This is a genomic window from Bacillus sp. CECT 9360 (assembly GCF_918741275.1).
Lineage (GTDB): Bacteria > Bacillota > Bacilli > Bacillales > DSM-1321 > Peribacillus.
On record NZ_CAKKNA010000006.1, the window covers coordinates 16,981 to 33,907 of the forward strand.

General features: G+C 37.9%; 12 protein-coding genes. 7 read left to right on the forward strand and 5 right to left on the reverse strand.

Annotated elements, in window-relative coordinates:
* The first annotated feature begins 368 nt into the window (after positions 1-368).
* Together LQ216_RS08515 and LQ216_RS08520 are read left to right on the forward strand one after the other, a co-directional pair.
* The gene (locus tag LQ216_RS08515; RefSeq protein ID WP_230128860.1) at positions 369-1,499 is read left to right on the forward strand and encodes an ATPase; all 1,131 of its coding nucleotides are present in this window, start codon (positions 369-371) and stop codon (positions 1,497-1,499) included.
* Between the two features lie 572 nt (positions 1,500-2,071).
* Entirely contained in the window at positions 2,072-3,334 is a 1,263-nt protein-coding gene (locus tag LQ216_RS08520; protein WP_230128862.1) for an FG-GAP-like repeat-containing protein, read from the forward strand.
* A 62-nt stretch (positions 3,335-3,396) separates the two neighbouring features.
* Here LQ216_RS08520 and LQ216_RS08525 read toward each other — a convergent pair whose 3' ends face one another.
* From LQ216_RS08525 to LQ216_RS08540, 4 genes are all read right to left on the reverse strand, one after another.
* Positions 3,397-4,284: a hypothetical protein gene (locus LQ216_RS08525; protein ID WP_230128864.1), complete on the reverse strand. Its 888-nt coding sequence runs from the start codon at positions 4,282-4,284 to the stop codon at positions 3,397-3,399.
* Positions 4,285-4,518: 234 nt separating this feature from the next.
* Entirely contained in the window at positions 4,519-4,812 is a 294-nt protein-coding gene (locus LQ216_RS08530; protein WP_230128866.1) for a hypothetical protein, read from the reverse strand.
* A 4-nt stretch (positions 4,813-4,816) separates the two neighbouring features.
* Positions 4,817-6,070 carry a glycosyltransferase family 4 protein gene (locus tag LQ216_RS08535; protein ID WP_230128868.1) on the reverse strand — a complete coding sequence of 418 codons (1,254 nt, stop codon included), beginning with the start codon at positions 6,068-6,070 and terminating at the stop codon, positions 4,817-4,819.
* A gap of 501 nt (positions 6,071-6,571) precedes the next feature.
* Positions 6,572-7,147, reverse strand: a complete 576-nt coding sequence (locus LQ216_RS08540; protein ID WP_230128870.1) for a histidine phosphatase family protein — start codon at positions 7,145-7,147, stop codon at positions 6,572-6,574.
* A 242-nt stretch (positions 7,148-7,389) separates the two neighbouring features.
* Here LQ216_RS08540 and LQ216_RS08545 point away from each other — a divergent pair, with 242 nt between their 5' ends.
* From LQ216_RS08545 to LQ216_RS20505, 3 genes are all read left to right on the forward strand, one after another.
* A complete protein-coding gene (locus LQ216_RS08545; RefSeq protein WP_230128871.1) occupies positions 7,390-8,949 on the forward strand; it encodes a glycosyltransferase in 1,560 nt (519 codons plus the stop codon).
* Between the two features lie 706 nt (positions 8,950-9,655).
* A complete protein-coding gene (locus LQ216_RS08550) occupies positions 9,656-10,750 on the forward strand; it encodes a CotS family spore coat protein (RefSeq protein ID WP_230128873.1) in 1,095 nt (364 codons plus the stop codon).
* 2 nt (positions 10,751-10,752) lie between these two features.
* Positions 10,753-12,744, forward strand: coding sequence for a glycosyltransferase family 4 protein (locus LQ216_RS20505; RefSeq protein ID WP_354958730.1), 1,992 nt, complete (start codon positions 10,753-10,755; stop codon positions 12,742-12,744).
* An 807-nt stretch (positions 12,745-13,551) separates the two neighbouring features.
* Here LQ216_RS20505 and LQ216_RS08560 read toward each other — a convergent pair.
* Positions 13,552-14,364: a UTP--glucose-1-phosphate uridylyltransferase gene (locus LQ216_RS08560; protein WP_230128875.1), complete on the reverse strand. Its 813-nt coding sequence runs from the start codon at positions 14,362-14,364 to the stop codon at positions 13,552-13,554.
* A gap of 186 nt (positions 14,365-14,550) precedes the next feature.
* Between LQ216_RS08560 and LQ216_RS08565 the strand changes: the two genes are divergently transcribed.
* Positions 14,551-15,840 (forward strand): UDP-glucose/GDP-mannose dehydrogenase family protein, encoded by a 1,290-nt coding sequence (locus LQ216_RS08565; RefSeq protein ID WP_230128877.1) that lies wholly within the window; start codon positions 14,551-14,553, stop codon positions 15,838-15,840.
* On the forward strand, positions 15,837-16,784 hold the full coding sequence (locus LQ216_RS08570; protein WP_230128879.1) for an NAD-dependent epimerase/dehydratase family protein: 948 nt from the start codon (positions 15,837-15,839) through the stop codon (positions 16,782-16,784). Before LQ216_RS08565 ends, LQ216_RS08570 begins: the two co-directional genes overlap by 4 nt.
* The last annotated feature ends 143 nt before the right edge of the window (positions 16,785-16,927 follow it).

The window sequence follows — 16,927 nt, forward strand, 5'->3', positions numbered from 1 at the left end:
GATAATACTCTACCGAGGCTTTTATACAAAGTTGTCTAATTTGTTGCGTAATCAAGTTTTATTTTGAATAAGCAGAAGCAGACTCATAAATACCTTTTAGAAAATATGATTAACTTTAATGAATTTCACCGGATTTACGGCTTATCCTGTTTTGATAAAACATTTTATTGCTTTTTTTGTAAAGTACGATTAAATCGAAAAATACCCTTCTTTATTTAAATAATAATCAGTCTGTAGAAGATAGACATGTTGTGCCCGCATTAATAACTTCTCATTTCTCCGCTATTTCATTATACAAAATTCCCCCTAATGAATACTTATGAACTGATAGCTATTAATTGAGCTTATAAAATATAGGAGGAAAATCAATGGAAGAAAATAATGAAAAAAATAAATTATTGTTGAACGAAGAGCTGACTCTTGAAGAAGCCGTAATAAAGATTTCAGAGGCACTAATGAAAAAAAATATTGAAAAACTAATATCAAAAGTTATTTATACCGACGGTGCTGTATCTGTCTCTGAAGCAGAAAGCGAACAAGAAGATAAAGAGGAAGATGAAGAAGAGAACGATCAAGTGAACAACCAAGCCCTTAACCCTAACGATGATGATGATGATTCCGCTGTTACGAATAGTGATAATGACGATGATGATGATGATGATGATGATGATTCCGCTGCTACAAATAGTGATGATGACGACGATGATGATGATTCCGCTGCTACGAATAGTGATGATGACGACGATGATGATGATTCCGCTGCTGCGAATAGTGATGATGATGATGATGATGACGATGACGACGATGACGATGATGATGATGACGACGATGACGACGATGATGATGATGACGATGATGATGATGATGACGATGACGATGACGATGATGATGATGACGACGAAGATGACGATGACGATGATGATGACGATGATGATGACGATGACGATGACGATGATGATGACGATGATGACGATGACGATGATGATGACGATGATGATGACGATGACGATGATGATGACGATGATGACGATGACGATGACGATGACGATGACGACGATGATGACGATGATGATGACGATGATGATGTCGATGACGATGATGACGACGATGATGATGATGACGATGATGATGATGACGATGATGATGATGACGATGACGATGATGATGATGACGATGACGATGATGATGATGATGATGACGATGACGACGATGATGATGACGATGATGACGATGACGATGACGACGATGATGACGATGACGATGACGATGACGATGATGACGATGACGATGATGACGATGACGATGATGACGATGACGATGATGACGATGACGATGATGATGATTCCGCTGCTGCGAATAGTGATGATGACGACGATGATGACGATGACGATGACGACGATGATGACGATGATGATGATTCCGCTGCTGCGAATAGTGATGATGATGATGATGATGACGATGATGATGATGATGATGATGACGATAGCGAAGAGGACTAATTGCACAATAATAATGAATATATTTAAAAAGTACTCTTCCTTAAGGAGAGTGCTTTTTTTATACCTTACAAAATATACGGTTGGCTCGCATAAATTTGCTTAACCGTCAGCGTAAGAGACTCGTCATCGGTGTATACAACTTGTAAGGAGTGCGCTTTTTTTATGCTTAATGCCTTTTTTCCGACATAAAAAGTTCACCTCCATCATTTATCGACTTTTTGACTGGTCGCAGCAAGACGGATCTATCTAAAATGTTTTACTGTCATATTTAACCCTTTTGTGTCACCTTGCTTCTGTTTAATCCTTCTAAACGATCAAAGTAAATTCCTCCGTAAATGATGTATTAAGATCTTTGGTAACATCCTAGGTTTTGCCAAATATAACAATATTCACTATCAAAATGTGGTAACTGCACATATAAAATAGTCTTCTAACCTATCAAATAGTGAGAGTAGGTTGCATAAAATATTCAAGCAACACTTTGTCCACGCTTTAGGGTGATGGCATGAAGATAATCACGGATCTAAATTCCATTTTTATGGGACCCAGATACCGTCAGGAGGAATCATTAAGTGAAACATAAGCCTTTTTATCTTATGGATATCTGGTACGGAGAGCAAAGCATAGATTTATTTGGAAACCATATAGAAGTTGGGGACATTGATGGAGACGGGATCGATGAAATTATTGTTTCTTCCCCGACAGCTACAGTTATTACTGGTAAAAATAGCGTTAACCCAGAAGAGCGAATTAGCTCTGGTAAGGTAACCGTGATGAAGGGTAAAGATAAACGTGTTCTATTTGAATGGGGCGGACAGGATAATTATGTCCACTTTGGGTATGCCGTAGCACTTGGTGACGTAAATGGTGATGGTATTCCAGAAGTTATGATCTCTTCCCCATATGAGGGAAATGAAGAATCGATAGAATGCGGGGCAGTTCGTGTATTCTCGGGTGTAACAGGTAAACTATTAACAACTATCTTTGGAAGTCAAAGCTATCAAAGATTAGGTTACACCTTGGCTGCGGGGGATATTAACCGGGATGGCTTTGATGACATAATCATTTCATCCTCCCTCTTTGATGAAGAAGGCAAAAGGGATACAGGTAAAGTAGAGGTATATTCTGGTAAGGATGCTTCTCTCCTTCATTCTTTTTCAATTTCTGAGAAGGAACAATTTGGTTACTCTCTTGCGGTCGCTGATATTAATAATGATGGCCACCAAGACATCATCATAGGGGCTCCCGAAGCATCCACTGAAGAAAAGATAAGATGTGGAAAGGTTTATGTATATTCAGGAATAAATAGGGAATTACTGTTTCATCTCGAAGGTACAAAATCAAGGGATCGCCTTGGTACATCCTTAGGAGCTGCTGATGTAAACGGTGATCAACGAGCGGAGATTATCATCGGCAGTGGTTTGACAAGCTCCAATGGATTTATTCAAAACGGAAATATTCTAGCCTTTTCAGGTCAAGGTGAATTACTGTTTGGAGTTTCTGGTGACTATCATCAATTATCGCTCGGGAAAAAAATCCTTTTATATGATTTGGATGGTGATGGCGTCAAAGAAATTATAGGCGGAACCAGTGGAAGCTATGTAATCATTCTAGACGGGACAACCGGTAAGGCCATCAAAAAAATATACGGGGAAGACAACGTATTCTTTAGTGCTTCTATAGCAGCTGGGGATATCAATGGAGATAAACAAGCAGAATTACTGATAAGCTCGTTAGCCACTCGACATGAGGGTGTATTAAAAGGTGCCATCTCTTTATTCACTACAGACCATCAATATCATAAGAAAGGGAAATTCATAAATCCCAAAAAGTAAAATTAAACAGAGTAAGGGGACTGTCTTTTGGTTCAGTCCCCTTACTCTGTTTTTGGTTGTTTCTATTGTGCTTCTGGGTAGTTTCCCAAATTTTCTTCTGCATCGTCTTCCTGAATTGTTTCTGCATGGTTTTCCAAATTTTTTTCTGCATCGTCTTCCTGAATTGTTTCTGCATGGTTTTCCAAATTTTTTTCTGCATCGTTTTCCCGAATTGTTTCTGTATGGTTTTCCTCATGCTTTTCAGGCTCTCTTTTATTTTTACTTTGTAATATTAAAACTTCATTCAGCCGGGACAATTCACTATCAAACTGTTCAGCATCCTCTTCCATATCTGCATCTTCGTCATTATCCACTTTTACTATAGATATTTTTTGGACATTTGTTGCTCCAGAAGGCATGTTCATGTACATGTCTGTATTTTGGATTTCTAGCCAAGGTGCAGTTCCAGGCCCTGTCCCTGGAGCAGTTCCAGGCCCTGTAAAAGGGGCCGTCCCTAATCCTTTATTTTGGGGCATATTAGGAGTTTTAGCCATTCCGAATGAAAGAGCTCCTTTTTCCTTTACCTTGCGGATCCATGCTAGTTTTTCTTCAACAGTGGAGTGTAGCGGGATTAATTCTTGAATATGCAGGGGAATGTTTTGAAGCTCAGTGTCCAAAACGTAATCAATCAACCTTTTTAGTTTTTCATCCCTTGAATCAAAGGATTCTGACAAAAAGGATAAATCTCCCTTCCTGTTATTCCCGGCTGGTGTCATATAATATTGATTCATGCCTCCGGAAAATAAGCCAGCTTTTTTAGCCCTGAAGATCCATCCTAATTTGTCTTCGGGTAATAATTGGGATGGAATGAGCTCATGGTAATGTCCTGATATTGAATCTAGTTCAGCTTGCAAGAATTCGAGGATTTGTTTCTCAAGTTCCTTGGTACTGTGTGTACTTCTTTCAGTCATTAACTGTATTCCTCCTTGTAATATTAATGACGACAATGCCTATTAATTAAATAGGTATTGTCTTTTAATAGGATATGTCTATGACCTTCCATATGCTTGGACAAATTATACGCGGCATACGTTTGTTTATTCTTTGAATTGGTATAAAAGACTGTATAAAAAAACATAGTATACCAAATGGAGACATTCCAAATAGTAGACTATGCTGCATTACAGTGAAAAGCTTCAAAGCTTTTATTTTATAAAAATGTTTTTTAAACGTATGACATCAGGGATTATATAATCCTCTGGCAGTAGATGCCCTATTTGTTTTAAAAGCTCTTCCTCATCTTTAAAGGTGATTTCCTTATCATTTTCCAGCCACTCGTGAACCGGCAAAGTTGTTATTGGAATCGTGGATCGATGTAGATTCGAAAGCATCTCTGTATCAGGCAGGGAATAGGAAGAAGAAAGTCTATTCTTTAATGCTGTCCACTGTCTCGGATCAGGCTTCTTATCGAAAGAATAAGCAAATATATTTTTTTTCAAAATCTCACATCCCAGCTTTCTTTTCATTAGAAGAAGGTAATTCTTGAAAGCCTTTGAGAACTTTGATATATTCTTTTATCGTATTGACAGCTAATGCTTTGGAGGACCATTTTTTGCGGCCGATACGCTTTTCCATATCATGTAAATGTTGATATAGCTGTCTATCCCCTATAAGTCTTACAATTTGTTCCCTCAATGCGTCACTATCTTCTTTTTCAAATAATAATCCTGTTTCGCCATCTATGACCATTTCCGGAATGCCACCTGCAGTAGAAGCGATCACGGGTAGTCCTACGACCTGTGCCTCCATAATGGAGAACGGTAAGTTATCCTGTAAGGATGGTAAGATCATGATATCAGCAATTCTCATTAAAGATGGGACATCGTCTCGATCCCCTAAAAATTTGACATGTGCTTCTAAATCTAACTCCTCAACGATTGTGACCAGTCTCTCCCTTAAATCCCCATCTCCTGCTAACAAGCAAACAAAGTCGGTCCTTGTATTTTTTAGTGAATGTAAGGCATGTAACAAAGTTTTATGCCCTTTTACAGGAACTAGACGTGCCGGACACAAAATGAGCCAGCTATTTTCTTTTTTCATATGTTCAAACTCATTAGGCTCACGATAGCGTTTCATAAATGATTCAATATCCATGCCATATGGAATGACTCCGAGATGTTCAGAGGGTACCTGGAAGTTTTTGGTCAATTCACCATGCAGCCATGATGTAGGTACGATTGTCCTATCGGAGGAAGTGGCACCATAAAATTCCTCATCACTTACATAAACCCAATGGACACTGTCTTTGCCGGGAATATCCTCCGCAATGACATGTTCATTGGCCAATAATCCATGAATCGTTGATATTAATGGAACGTGCTTAGGTTTCACTCTCCATAATGCTCTCGTGGAAATGATATCTTGGGTATGAATCAAATCATACTGGTCCAAATCAAATAATACAGCACATAGCTCCATTGTATAACGCTCAATATCTCTCCATCGGACCCATGGCTCTACATGGGGTAAAAATCTTTGATAAAATTGATTGACCTTTTCGTATACGATGGCTTTTATTTTCATTTTACCCTCTTTTTTATCGCCATTAACTAGATAATAATCGACCATGTCTGGGTGATGTGCCAGAACATCTACTTCATGGCCCAGAAGTTCAAGTTCCTTTTTTAATAGATTGACATATTCATTAACTCCACCAACATGTGGCATAAACCAATAGGTGGCTAATAATATTTTCAAGTTTTGTCCCTCCTTATTAAACCGGTTTTTCCCTAATTTTCACTGATTCTCGGAGGATCAGGCCTAAGATTATTTATTCGTGGATACATCATTCAATCCCCGTTCCTTAGTTGATAGGTGAGCATCGGTTAGTTGCTCCATTAACGGATCTTTTTCGCTGATCAAGTTTGTCCTAAGCAATTAATTTATCTGAATTGAAGTTGCTGTTTCCCATTTAAAGCTTGCTTGAGCTGGCGCTATCCATTTAGGGACGAGTACAGTGGCATATTTTATTCTATGTATTGGTTCTAAATTTGACCGCCCATTTTTTGTACAAGCTGTTTATAAATATTGGAACATTTCTCAACAAGAAAGGTAATTGATTACCATGCTTTTCCACTGCAAAAAAAAAAAGCAATATATATGGAAATCACTTTCTTGCAAAGACAGCAATTGAAATACAGTCCTTATATTAAATTTAGGTAAAATCTACTTGGATACGATTCAAATAACATACACAAATTAGCTGAGTAACAAATTTACGGTAGAAATATTCCATTCATCATGATCATTGCAAACCAATTTGGTAATGCTACAGTTACCAAAAACAATTTCGTTCAGGCAAGATCTTAATTTGCTTGTAATGGCGCTTATCCAAGCTCCATGGGACACTGCTACAATGATTTGATCTATATGCCGTTTCCTTATTTCCTGTAATACAGCCCAACCTCTTGTCTGAACATCTTCAACCGCTTCCCCACCGCATTTTACGATTATTTTATCCGTTATTCCTCCCCACTTTTCCTCCGCTTCCGTTCGTAGCATTCCTTCCAAAGTACCAAAAGAACGCTCGATTAATGGATGTCTTACCAAAACATCGACTTTCAACTTATGGCCAATCACTTTTGCCGTCTGCTTTGTTCTGGTAAGAGGACTTGTATATATTAGATTGATTTGCTGCCCTACCAAGGCATGCGCTACTTTTTCAGCTTGAATGTAACCCCTATCATTTAAAGAAATATCCGCCCTCCCTTGAAAGCGCCGCTGTAAGTTCCATTCTGTTTCCCCGTGCCTGATCAAGAGAATTGTACAGGTCATGAATTCCGGCCTCCTAGCATTTTATCATCAATGTATGCCGAAAAAATCGAAACGTACTGTATATCTGTACCTATTAGAACTAAAATGCGGTATGGCAGTGGCAAACGCTTAATCATTTTTCTTAACGGTTCCATATTATAAACGATAAGGACTCCTATCAAAAATACGTATGTATTTAGGGATGAACTAAATGCAATTTATTTACCATACGGATGTATGAAGCATAAGGAAGGATTAACCTGATGAAAATATTATTGGCAAACTACAAATCTTATCCCCGTGCTAGTGGTGTTGCAAGCTATCTCTATAATCTTAGTAACAAATTATCCAGCTTAGGTCATGAAGTTGATATTGTTGCGCATAAGCCAGGTATGAACGAAATATTTTTAGGCATGACTACTTTGGAAAAAGAACCGATCCGGAGAGAATTAGAGAATCTGCTCACGAAAATGTACAATACAAAATTCCCTCATTTTACTAAATGGATGATATGGAGGGAATTGGAGGTATATACTTTTCAGGAAGTGGTGCGGAAAATTAATCTTGATAAATATGATATTATCCATACTCAAGACATTATCTCCACTAGAGTTTTCCATAAAATAAAATCTCCTCATATCCCTTTAGTTACTACTTTCCATAACTGTAAAACGAGAGAATGGTTCTCCAATGGTGAGCATGAAAGGAAGACAGAGACAGAATTACATTACATTGCGTCTGAAGAACTTTTCAGCGCTCGTTCTGCAGATCATGTGATTTTGCCGTGCCATTGGTTACGTAATGAGTTCAACAATTTAGGGGAAATAAATTCAGAAATCACCATACTCCCTTATGGCATTGATGATTCAACATATACAAGTCTATCTGAGGCACATGTCTTGACTCCTACTAGTGATAACAGGCCTGTCATATCCTGTCCAGCACGCCTTGTTCCCATTAAAGGCCATTCCTACTTGTTGCATGCACTAAAGGATTTGAAAGATACGGGCCACTCTTTTGTATGTTGGATTATAGGGGACGGCATGTTTATGGATTATCTGATGAAGGAAGTAAACTCACTCGATTTAACCAATGAAGTCCTTTTTTTAGGTAAAAGGGATGATGTCCCTGCCCTACTTTCCGCTTCGGATATTGTTGTGCTGTCCTCCATTCACGATACACTACCGTTCAGTGTAATGGAGGGCCAAATGGCTGGAAAACCGGTTGTCGCTACCAATGTAGGAGGTATTCCTGACATGATCGAACATGAAGTGACCGGTTTTTTGGTAAAACCAGGGGACAGTGAACCGCTGACAACATATTTGAGCCAATTGCTGCATTCAGCTAAGCTTAGGGAAGAAATAGGTGCCGCTGCCAGGCAATGGGCAGAAAAAACTTGGTTGCTAGATAGGATGGTCGATAAGACGGTAGAGATTTATGAGCACACAATGAAAAACATTGCATCTGAACAAATAAAACATCAGGGCATCGATATAATTGATATGGCCTTTCTTTCAGCATTGGAAGCAACTCACACACCCCAAGGATCCATCTTAAGTTCCATTCAGAATGGCAATATTAAAGGGATAGTTGTGGATGCCGCTCATCATGGGATTGAGCAGGCTTCTGTGCATCTGATAGATCATTCAAATATTTTATTGATCACTACAAGAACAGATATTGAAGGAAATTTCTCTTTTAACGACATTCCTAATGGAAAATACTCAATCATGGCATATAAAGAGAATTTCCTGCCAAATTCATTGAATGTGAACTTGATTGATAATTCAATTGACAATTTATCCATTATTTTATCTAGTTAACATAAAAAACAGTGTTTAAGTATAAATTTATTTTTATACTCATTTTGAAGATTAATAGCGAAAGGTAGTACTTATTATAAGAAATCTGGTTATGTTAGTGCTTAGCCTAAGGTTCTACAAACAAGACTAGTTTAAGGATTTTTGGCATTTACATTGCGGTTTTTTCATTTGCTTCGAACTCGAAAACTTAGATTATAATACAACAATTTCCGGAGATAGCATTGGAGACCCCCTGTCTTATACTCTAAATAAGATATATCAAAGGATAAGAGAGGAATGAAATGGTTAATTATGACTTGACAGAGTTTTTTTAAAATAAAGTCCGTTTTCCGGCAATTTTCTCAAAACAACAAGCCCTCGTTAACAGGCTTGTTGTTTTCTTTTCCCGCGTTGGGTCTAATCATATTGTTTACAGGCTCACCTTGCACTAGAATCCTTCTGTCCGTTGCAACGATATTATCTAAAATTGCCCGTACATTTTTTTATTGCATATTATATAGTTGAGCTGTCCTATACAAATGTTTCTCTGGTGCATAGTCTAATATAAATATTCAATACGCATTGATTAGCGACTCCGTCATATCTCTTTTAATCCATTTTTCACCACCATGATTTATGAAGCGATGTCCAAAGAGCTGAGACAGAGCATAAGTGCATATTGAATTTCTGGAAGTCAATTTACTTTTCATATCCAAGGAGGGATACTGTGGAGACACAAACAATTGTACCCTGGGAAGTTGATGAACTTGTTGATGATTTTTTTATTCCTGAATACATTGAAAATTTAGGTATTGAAGTCCTTCAATATTACAGCTTTTCGGTACAGAGCATGCAGGTCATCACAACAAAGCCAGATAAGGGCGGTGCTATTTGGAAGCTCGAAACAAATGAAGGGCCAAAAAGCTTGAAGCTGCTTCACCGAAGACCGACTAGAAGCTTGTTTAGCTTAGGAGCTCAGGAATATTTAGTTGATGTCCAAGGCGCAAGAGTACCTGCAATTGTGCCGACTAAGGATGGAACAAATTATGTTGAGGCAGGAGATAAATTATGGTTCGTTGCTGAGTGGATTGAGCCATTACAACCGGTATCGAAAGATCTTGATGGGGCAAAACACCTTTGCCTTGCCCTTGGTGAATTCCATCGCTTAAGTAAAGGTTATATTCCTCCAAAACAAGCGGAGATTGCCTCAAGGCTGCATAAATGGCCAAAAAATTATGAAAAGACGATAGCTAAAATGGATTGGTTTCGAAATATTTCCAAAGCTTATGATGAAATGCCGGCAAGTGTACCCTTATTGAACGTAATTGATAAATTTGAGGAGCAAGCCAGAACAAGTCTTGAAAGGCTCAATCAATCCTGCTATTTAGATCTAGTACAACAAGGAAATCAATATTGGGGACTTGTTCACCAGGATTACGGATGGTCCAATGGTCAAATGGGAGCTGATGGAATGTGGATAATCGACCTGGATGGGGTAGCGTTTGACCTTCCAATTCGCGATTTAAGAAAATTGATTTCCGGAACAATGGCAGATTTATACAGATGGGATGCAAAGTGGGTACGGGAAATGATTTTGGCCTACCATGAAGCAAATCCAATAACGTCTCAACTATATGAAATTTTAATGATTGATTTGTCCTTGCCCAATGAATTTTACAAAAATATTAAAGAAGTTGTCTATGAACCTGAATTATTTCTAAATGACCAAACTACCCAATTAATTCAAACGATTGTTGAAACTGATCAGACAAAATGGCCTGTACTGAATGAAATTCAACACGATTGGGAGGGAATGGAATAAATATGAAAGTATTGATGATTTGTACAGAAAAACTGCCTGTACCTCCGGTTTTAGGAGGCGCCATCCAAACATATATTTCTGGCAACATTCCTTATTTAAGCAAGATTCACGATATTACAATACTTGGCATTAGTGATCCCACACTTCCAGACCAAGAAACAATAGATGGAGTTCGTTATATACGTGTTCCTGGAAAAATATTAGAAATCTATCGTGAAGGTGTAGTACGCTATGTTGAATCACATCAATTTGATCTGATCCACATCTTTAACCGACCACGCCTCGTAATACCGGTTCGCACTGCAGCGCCTCAAGCAAAAATCACCTTAAGCATGCATAACGATATGTTCAACACGGATAAAATTGATTCGGATGAAGCAAATACAGTACTAGAAGAAGTTTCAGGAATCGTGACGGTCAGTAATTATGTTGGAAATGTAATTCGTAATTTATATCCACAAGCCGCTTCAAAAATACGAACCATTTATTCAGGGGTGGATAGTGAACGATTTTTACCGGGAAAACATCCAAAAATGCAAAAAATCCGCAACGAAATTCGTTCATCACACGGTTTAGAGAATAAAACAGTGATTTTATATGCTGGGAGGCTTTCTCATAACAAAGGAGTCGATAAGTTAGTTAGGGCATTGCCAGAGCTTTCTAAAAAATTTAAAGACTTAGCATTGGTTATCGTAGGGAGTAAATGGTTCAGTCAAGATGAAGTTACCGATTTTATCGCCTATGTTAAGTCCTTGGCAAAAAAACTTCCGATTCCAGTCGTAGCAACGGGTTTTGTGGCACCAGATGAAATCCAAAACTGGTTTGCAGCAGCTGATTTATTTGTCTGTACCTCACAATGGCAAGAACCTCTGGCACGGGTCCATTATGAAGCAATGGCGGCAGGTCTTCCCATCGTTACAACGGCACGCGGAGGAAATCCGGAAGTTATAATGACTAATGAGAACGGACTAATCGTAGATCGGCCAGAGGATCCAGATTGTTTTGTTGAAAAAATATCAGAATTATTATCAAACAAATCACTAATGAAAAGAATGGGCGAAACCGGTAGAAAACTTGCCATTTCCCGTTATAGTTGGGACAGGGTAGCTTCGGAAATAATGGATGTTTGGGAGCAAGCGAAACAGATGGTTATTGCCCCTGTTGCTAAGGCTGACTTGAATGAAACTACGGAAGTATTCAACAAAAATGAATCTGAGGATGGCTCCGCAACTAATCTGGATTATGAATTAGATTATCAACTATACAATGACTTAGAGTATCAAACTAACGATGAATCAGAATACCTTCCAAACAATGACTTAGAGTACCAAACTAACGATGAATCAGAATATCAATTTAATAATGAATCTAACGATGACTCCGCAACTAATTTGGATTATGAATTAGATTATCAACTATACAATGACTTAGAGTATCAAACTAACGATGAATCAGAATACCTTCCACACAATGAATTAGAGTACCAAACTAACGATGAATCAGAATATCAATTTAATAATGAATCTAACGATGACTCCGCAACTAATCTGGATTATGAATTAGATTATCAACTATACAATGACTTAGAGTACCAAACTAACGATGAATCAGAATACCTTTCAAACAATGAATTAGAGTACCAAACTAACGCTGAATCAGAATATCAATTAAATAATGAATCATTAAATGAATCTGTAATTAGACCCATTCATAAACCCAATAGTAGAAAATTGAAGAAAACACATTTAATAAGCCTATTTAGGGAAATGACAATGCTGAATATTAACTTATATAGAGAAGCAATAAACCCGATTAAAGAGACCAGTAGTAGTGAACCGATTAAAGACTCGGTTAAAGAGAGGGGTACAAAATCGGTAAAAAAATCAACTAGACATTCACGTAGTAAGTCGAAGAAAGTGACAACTAGAGAACCCATAAAAAGGATGCTTAGAGAAGCACTCAGGGAATCGATTAGAGAATCAATCAGAATGTGAACTAAAGTCGAATTGATTCATCAGGTTAACAAACTGAGCCATATATTCCTATATTTGGAGGTGAACATCGAATTGAAAAACCTTTTTGACAACTAATAATCATCCCATACCCGATTTTCCATAACCCTGGAATATCGGGTTTTTATCTTCCGGAAAGCTGTCTATTATAGAGTAGTCCTTAATTTCCGAAAACTTTCTGTTTTATCCAAAGCTACAATAGTTTAAATGAATGAATAATGGTCAGTGTTGTTGACTAAAAAAATACATTTTCCACATCTATGTTTCAGCACGTTTGCTGTTGGGATACAACGGCGGTCATTTATGGTACTATCATATGTTTTCAGAGAACCTAACGTTTTAGTACAACTTACTTAACTTTTTAATAATCTTGATTTAAAAAAATATTAGAATTCTATTTTTGGAAAAATAACCACCAAAAAAAGAGTGGTTACTTTAAATTGATCAATTTTATGAATTGAAGGGTCTCCTAATTCCTATATCATGTAATAAAATGGTATAGATCAATCTACTACCTAATCATCAAAAAGTTTCGGATGAAGATCCATAGAACAATATCTTTTAAACGTGTCTCACAAGTTTCACACAATAGTATTAAGAAACACTAATTATCCCCATTTATTTGAAAACTGAAATTTTATAAGTTTTTTCTGTTAAGTTAATATATAAACTAAGTTATGTAAAGCAGAAAGAATGATATCAATCATTGCTTTCTGCCAACTGATATAAATATAAATGGCGCAAGGAGATAAACCAAGTATAAGTGTGGAGCAATAACATTTAACTGTTTTAATTGTCATAATCTTTATACACATAATTTAATAAAGCAAGATAATCTATTTCCTTACCAATATCATACCTCTCTCCAGAAATTAATTTCCCATAACAGATCTTCCTTTTAAGCAATAATTTGATTGCATCAGTTAACTGAATTTCTCCTCCTATATCCGGTTCTAAGTTCTCCAGGATTGGCATTATATCCGAAGAAAATACATATCTCCCTGTTACTGCAAGGTTCGATGGCGGGTTTTTTTGAGGTTTTTCAACGATATCAAGTATTTTATAGAGTGCATTTTCCACCAATTGGCCTTTAACCACTCCATAATCTGCTAAACGATCCTTTTCTACTTTGGTTAATCCTATTACCGTTGATTTGTTCTTTTCATATACTTCAATTAATTCGCTTAATCCACCGCCTTTTTGTGAGATGATAATATCATCAGGAAGCAATACTGCGAAAGGATCATTTCCAACAAAATTTTTTCCGATTCTTATTGCATCACCTAATCCTCTAGCAAATGGCTGTCGAGTATAGAGTATTTGAATATCTGGAAGCTTTAATTTACTTAACAGTGCTGATTTATTTGCATGTTCAAGAAACATTTCAAGCTCAAAAGAGTGATCAAAATAATCGACGATCAAATTTTTCGAACGGGAAACTATTATCAATATTTGTTCTATACCTGATGATATAGCTTCATCAACAATATATTCGATGGCGGGTTTCAGTCCGATTGGGAACATTTCTTTAGGAATGACCTTCGTAATTGGAAGACTCCTAGTACCAATACCTGCCGCGGGTATTATTGCTTTCTTTATCATTCGTTTCCTCACTTTCTTCGCTCTAACTCCCTATATTGTATTCCCTTCTTTTGCCTGAGGAAATTTGTCCGACTAATAATCAGGCACCAGTTCATACATTCTTTTCATTTTGGGCAAACGCCTTTTCATTTTGGACTCTCCATTCATATGGTATAGAAACTTAGAGCATTAGAGGGGAGAATCGGCATGAAAATCTGTGTGATAGGGGCGGGATATGTCGGCTTAACCACTGCAACTGTTCTAGCTGACCTAGGACATTCTATTTGTTGTGTGGATTCAAACACGGAGAAGATTAAACAGCTGCAGAGCGGGAAAGTGCCAATCTATGAACCGGGCCTAACAGACTTAATTAGGAAAAATAAAGGAAATTTGACCTTCAGTTCATCGACCACTGAACATATAAAAAATTCTTCAATTCTTTTCATTACCGTGGGAACCCCTCCATTGCCAGATGGCAGGACTGATTTAACCTATGTATTTTCTGTAATTGATGAAATTGCTGAAGCGATAGAATCCTACAAAGCAATTGTTATGAAAAGTACAGTCCCTCCTGGAACAAATGAAGAAATTTATCATTCCCTCATCCGAAAAGGAATCGACCCGCAGCTTTTCAATGTGGTTTCGAATCCGGAATTCTTAAGAGAAGGATCGGCTCTCTTTGATATGATGCATCCCGATAAAATCGTTGTAGGCAAACAACGAGATGATGATAAGTCCCTCCACGTTATTGAAGAAATTTATCAAAAAATAGACGCCCCTTATGTGATTACAAGCTTAACTGGTGCCGAAATGATTAAATATGCCTCAAATGCTTTTTTGGCTACAAAAATCTCGTTTATTAATGAAATTGCCCGAATATGTGATAAATACGGTGTAAGCATAGAGGATGTAAAAAAAGGAATTGGCAAGGATCCGAGAATAAGCCCTCATTTCCTTACTTCAGGAATTGGATATGGAGGCTCATGCTTTCCAAAGGATGTCAGGTCTTTAGAGCATAGTGCCTTGAAAAAGAATGTTACCCCGCATATTTTGCAGGCTGTCCAGGTGATAAACTCCACCCAGGTTGAGCTTTATATCGAAAAGCTTAAGTCGCTTATGAAGGATTTATCAGGAAAAACGTTCTCCGTTTTGGGGATTGCATTCAAACCAAACACCGATGACATAAGGTACTCCCCTGCCGTTTCTTTAATTGGGAAATTAAGTGACTTTGGTTGTATTGTACACGCATATGATCCACAAGCGCATCTTCCATTCACCGATAAGAAAAATGTAATTCAGCATGACAAAATAGAAACGGCCGTCGTAAATGCTGATTGTGTGATCATTGCTACCGATTGGGATGAATTTAAAGATTTGAACTGGTCACAAGTGAAAAAGCTTATGAAAGGCGATTATATCTTGGATGCCCGTAACTGCATAGATCCGGATGCGGTTCGGCAACATGGATTTAAATACATCGGGGTTGCCAGGCCATGAAGATACTCGTCACCGGGGCAGCCGGATTTATCGGTTCACATCTTTGCGAAAAGCTTTTAACAGATACAAATAATGAGGTAATCGGAGTCGATACCTTTATTGGACCGACACCCCAAAATCTAAAACAAATCAATCTGAACAAGCTGCTGAACCAGTCACGTTTTACATTGGTCAGTACTGATTTATTGACGGCTGATTTAGCAAAATTGCTAGAAGATATTACAATTATCTATCACTTGGCGGGAATGCCAGGTGTCCGGTCGAGCTGGGGGAAAGATTTTGGCCCCTATCTTTCTAACAATATCGCCGTCACCCAGCACCTTTTGGAGGCGGTCAAGGTTAAGCCAATTAAGAAATTCATTTTTGCATCCACATCTTCCGTCTATGGCGAAATGAACGGTAAGGTCTCTGAGAATGCGCGCCTCTCTCCTCTTTCCCCTTACGGCATCACAAAGCTGACAGGTGAGCATTTGTGCAATGTTTATCAGAGAAGCTTTGGCATCCCTATTGTAACGGTAAGATTTTTCACTGTATACGGGCCGAGACAACGTTCCGATATGGCTTTTCACCGGTTTATTCGTCAAATCCTTCATGAAGAACCGTTGACGATTTTTGGTGATGGAACACAATCGAGGGATTTTACCTATGTGAGTGATTGTGTGGAGGGAACGGCTGCGATTATGTATAAAGATGATGTAATTGGAGAGACGATCAACATCGGCGGAAAAGAGCGGGCTTCTGTTAATAAGGTGATCTCCCTCATCGAAATGCAGACTGGAAAGAAGGCAAACGTAGATTATTTACCAAGTATTAGCGGGGAACCGAAACATACATGGGCAGATATTTCCAAAGCCGCCAGCCTGCTGGACTATGAACCAAAGATATCCCTGGGGGATGGGTTAGTAAAGGAAATAGATTACATCCGTTCAGCTTACTCATTGTAAGGAAATTGAGGAAGAATGAAAATTGCTTTTATCTGCACAGAAAAACTTCTATCACCTGCGATTAAGGATGCGCCATTCAAATCAAGATTGATGGCATTTAAACAGACATGACCATCATCCAATGGATGATGGTCAATTGTTTA

Coding starts and splice junctions, on each gene's coding strand:
- LQ216_RS08515 (WP_230128860.1), top strand. CDS start 369: ATGGAAGAAAATAATGAAAAAAATAAATTATTGTTGAACGAAGAGCTG.
- LQ216_RS08565 (WP_230128877.1), top strand. CDS start 14,551: ATGAAAATCTGTGTGATAGGGGCGGGATATGTCGGCTTAACCACTGCA.
- LQ216_RS08560 (WP_230128875.1), bottom strand. CDS start 14,364: ATGATAAAGAAAGCAATAATACCCGCGGCAGGTATTGGTACTAGGAGT.
- LQ216_RS08525 (WP_230128864.1), bottom strand. CDS start 4,284: ATGACTGAAAGAAGTACACACAGTACCAAGGAACTTGAGAAACAAATC.
- LQ216_RS08570 (WP_230128879.1), top strand. CDS start 15,837: ATGAAGATACTCGTCACCGGGGCAGCCGGATTTATCGGTTCACATCTT.
- LQ216_RS08545 (WP_230128871.1), top strand. CDS start 7,390: ATGAAAATATTATTGGCAAACTACAAATCTTATCCCCGTGCTAGTGGT.
- LQ216_RS08540 (WP_230128870.1), bottom strand. CDS start 7,147: ATGACCTGTACAATTCTCTTGATCAGGCACGGGGAAACAGAATGGAAC.
- LQ216_RS20505 (WP_354958730.1), top strand. CDS start 10,753: ATGAAAGTATTGATGATTTGTACAGAAAAACTGCCTGTACCTCCGGTT.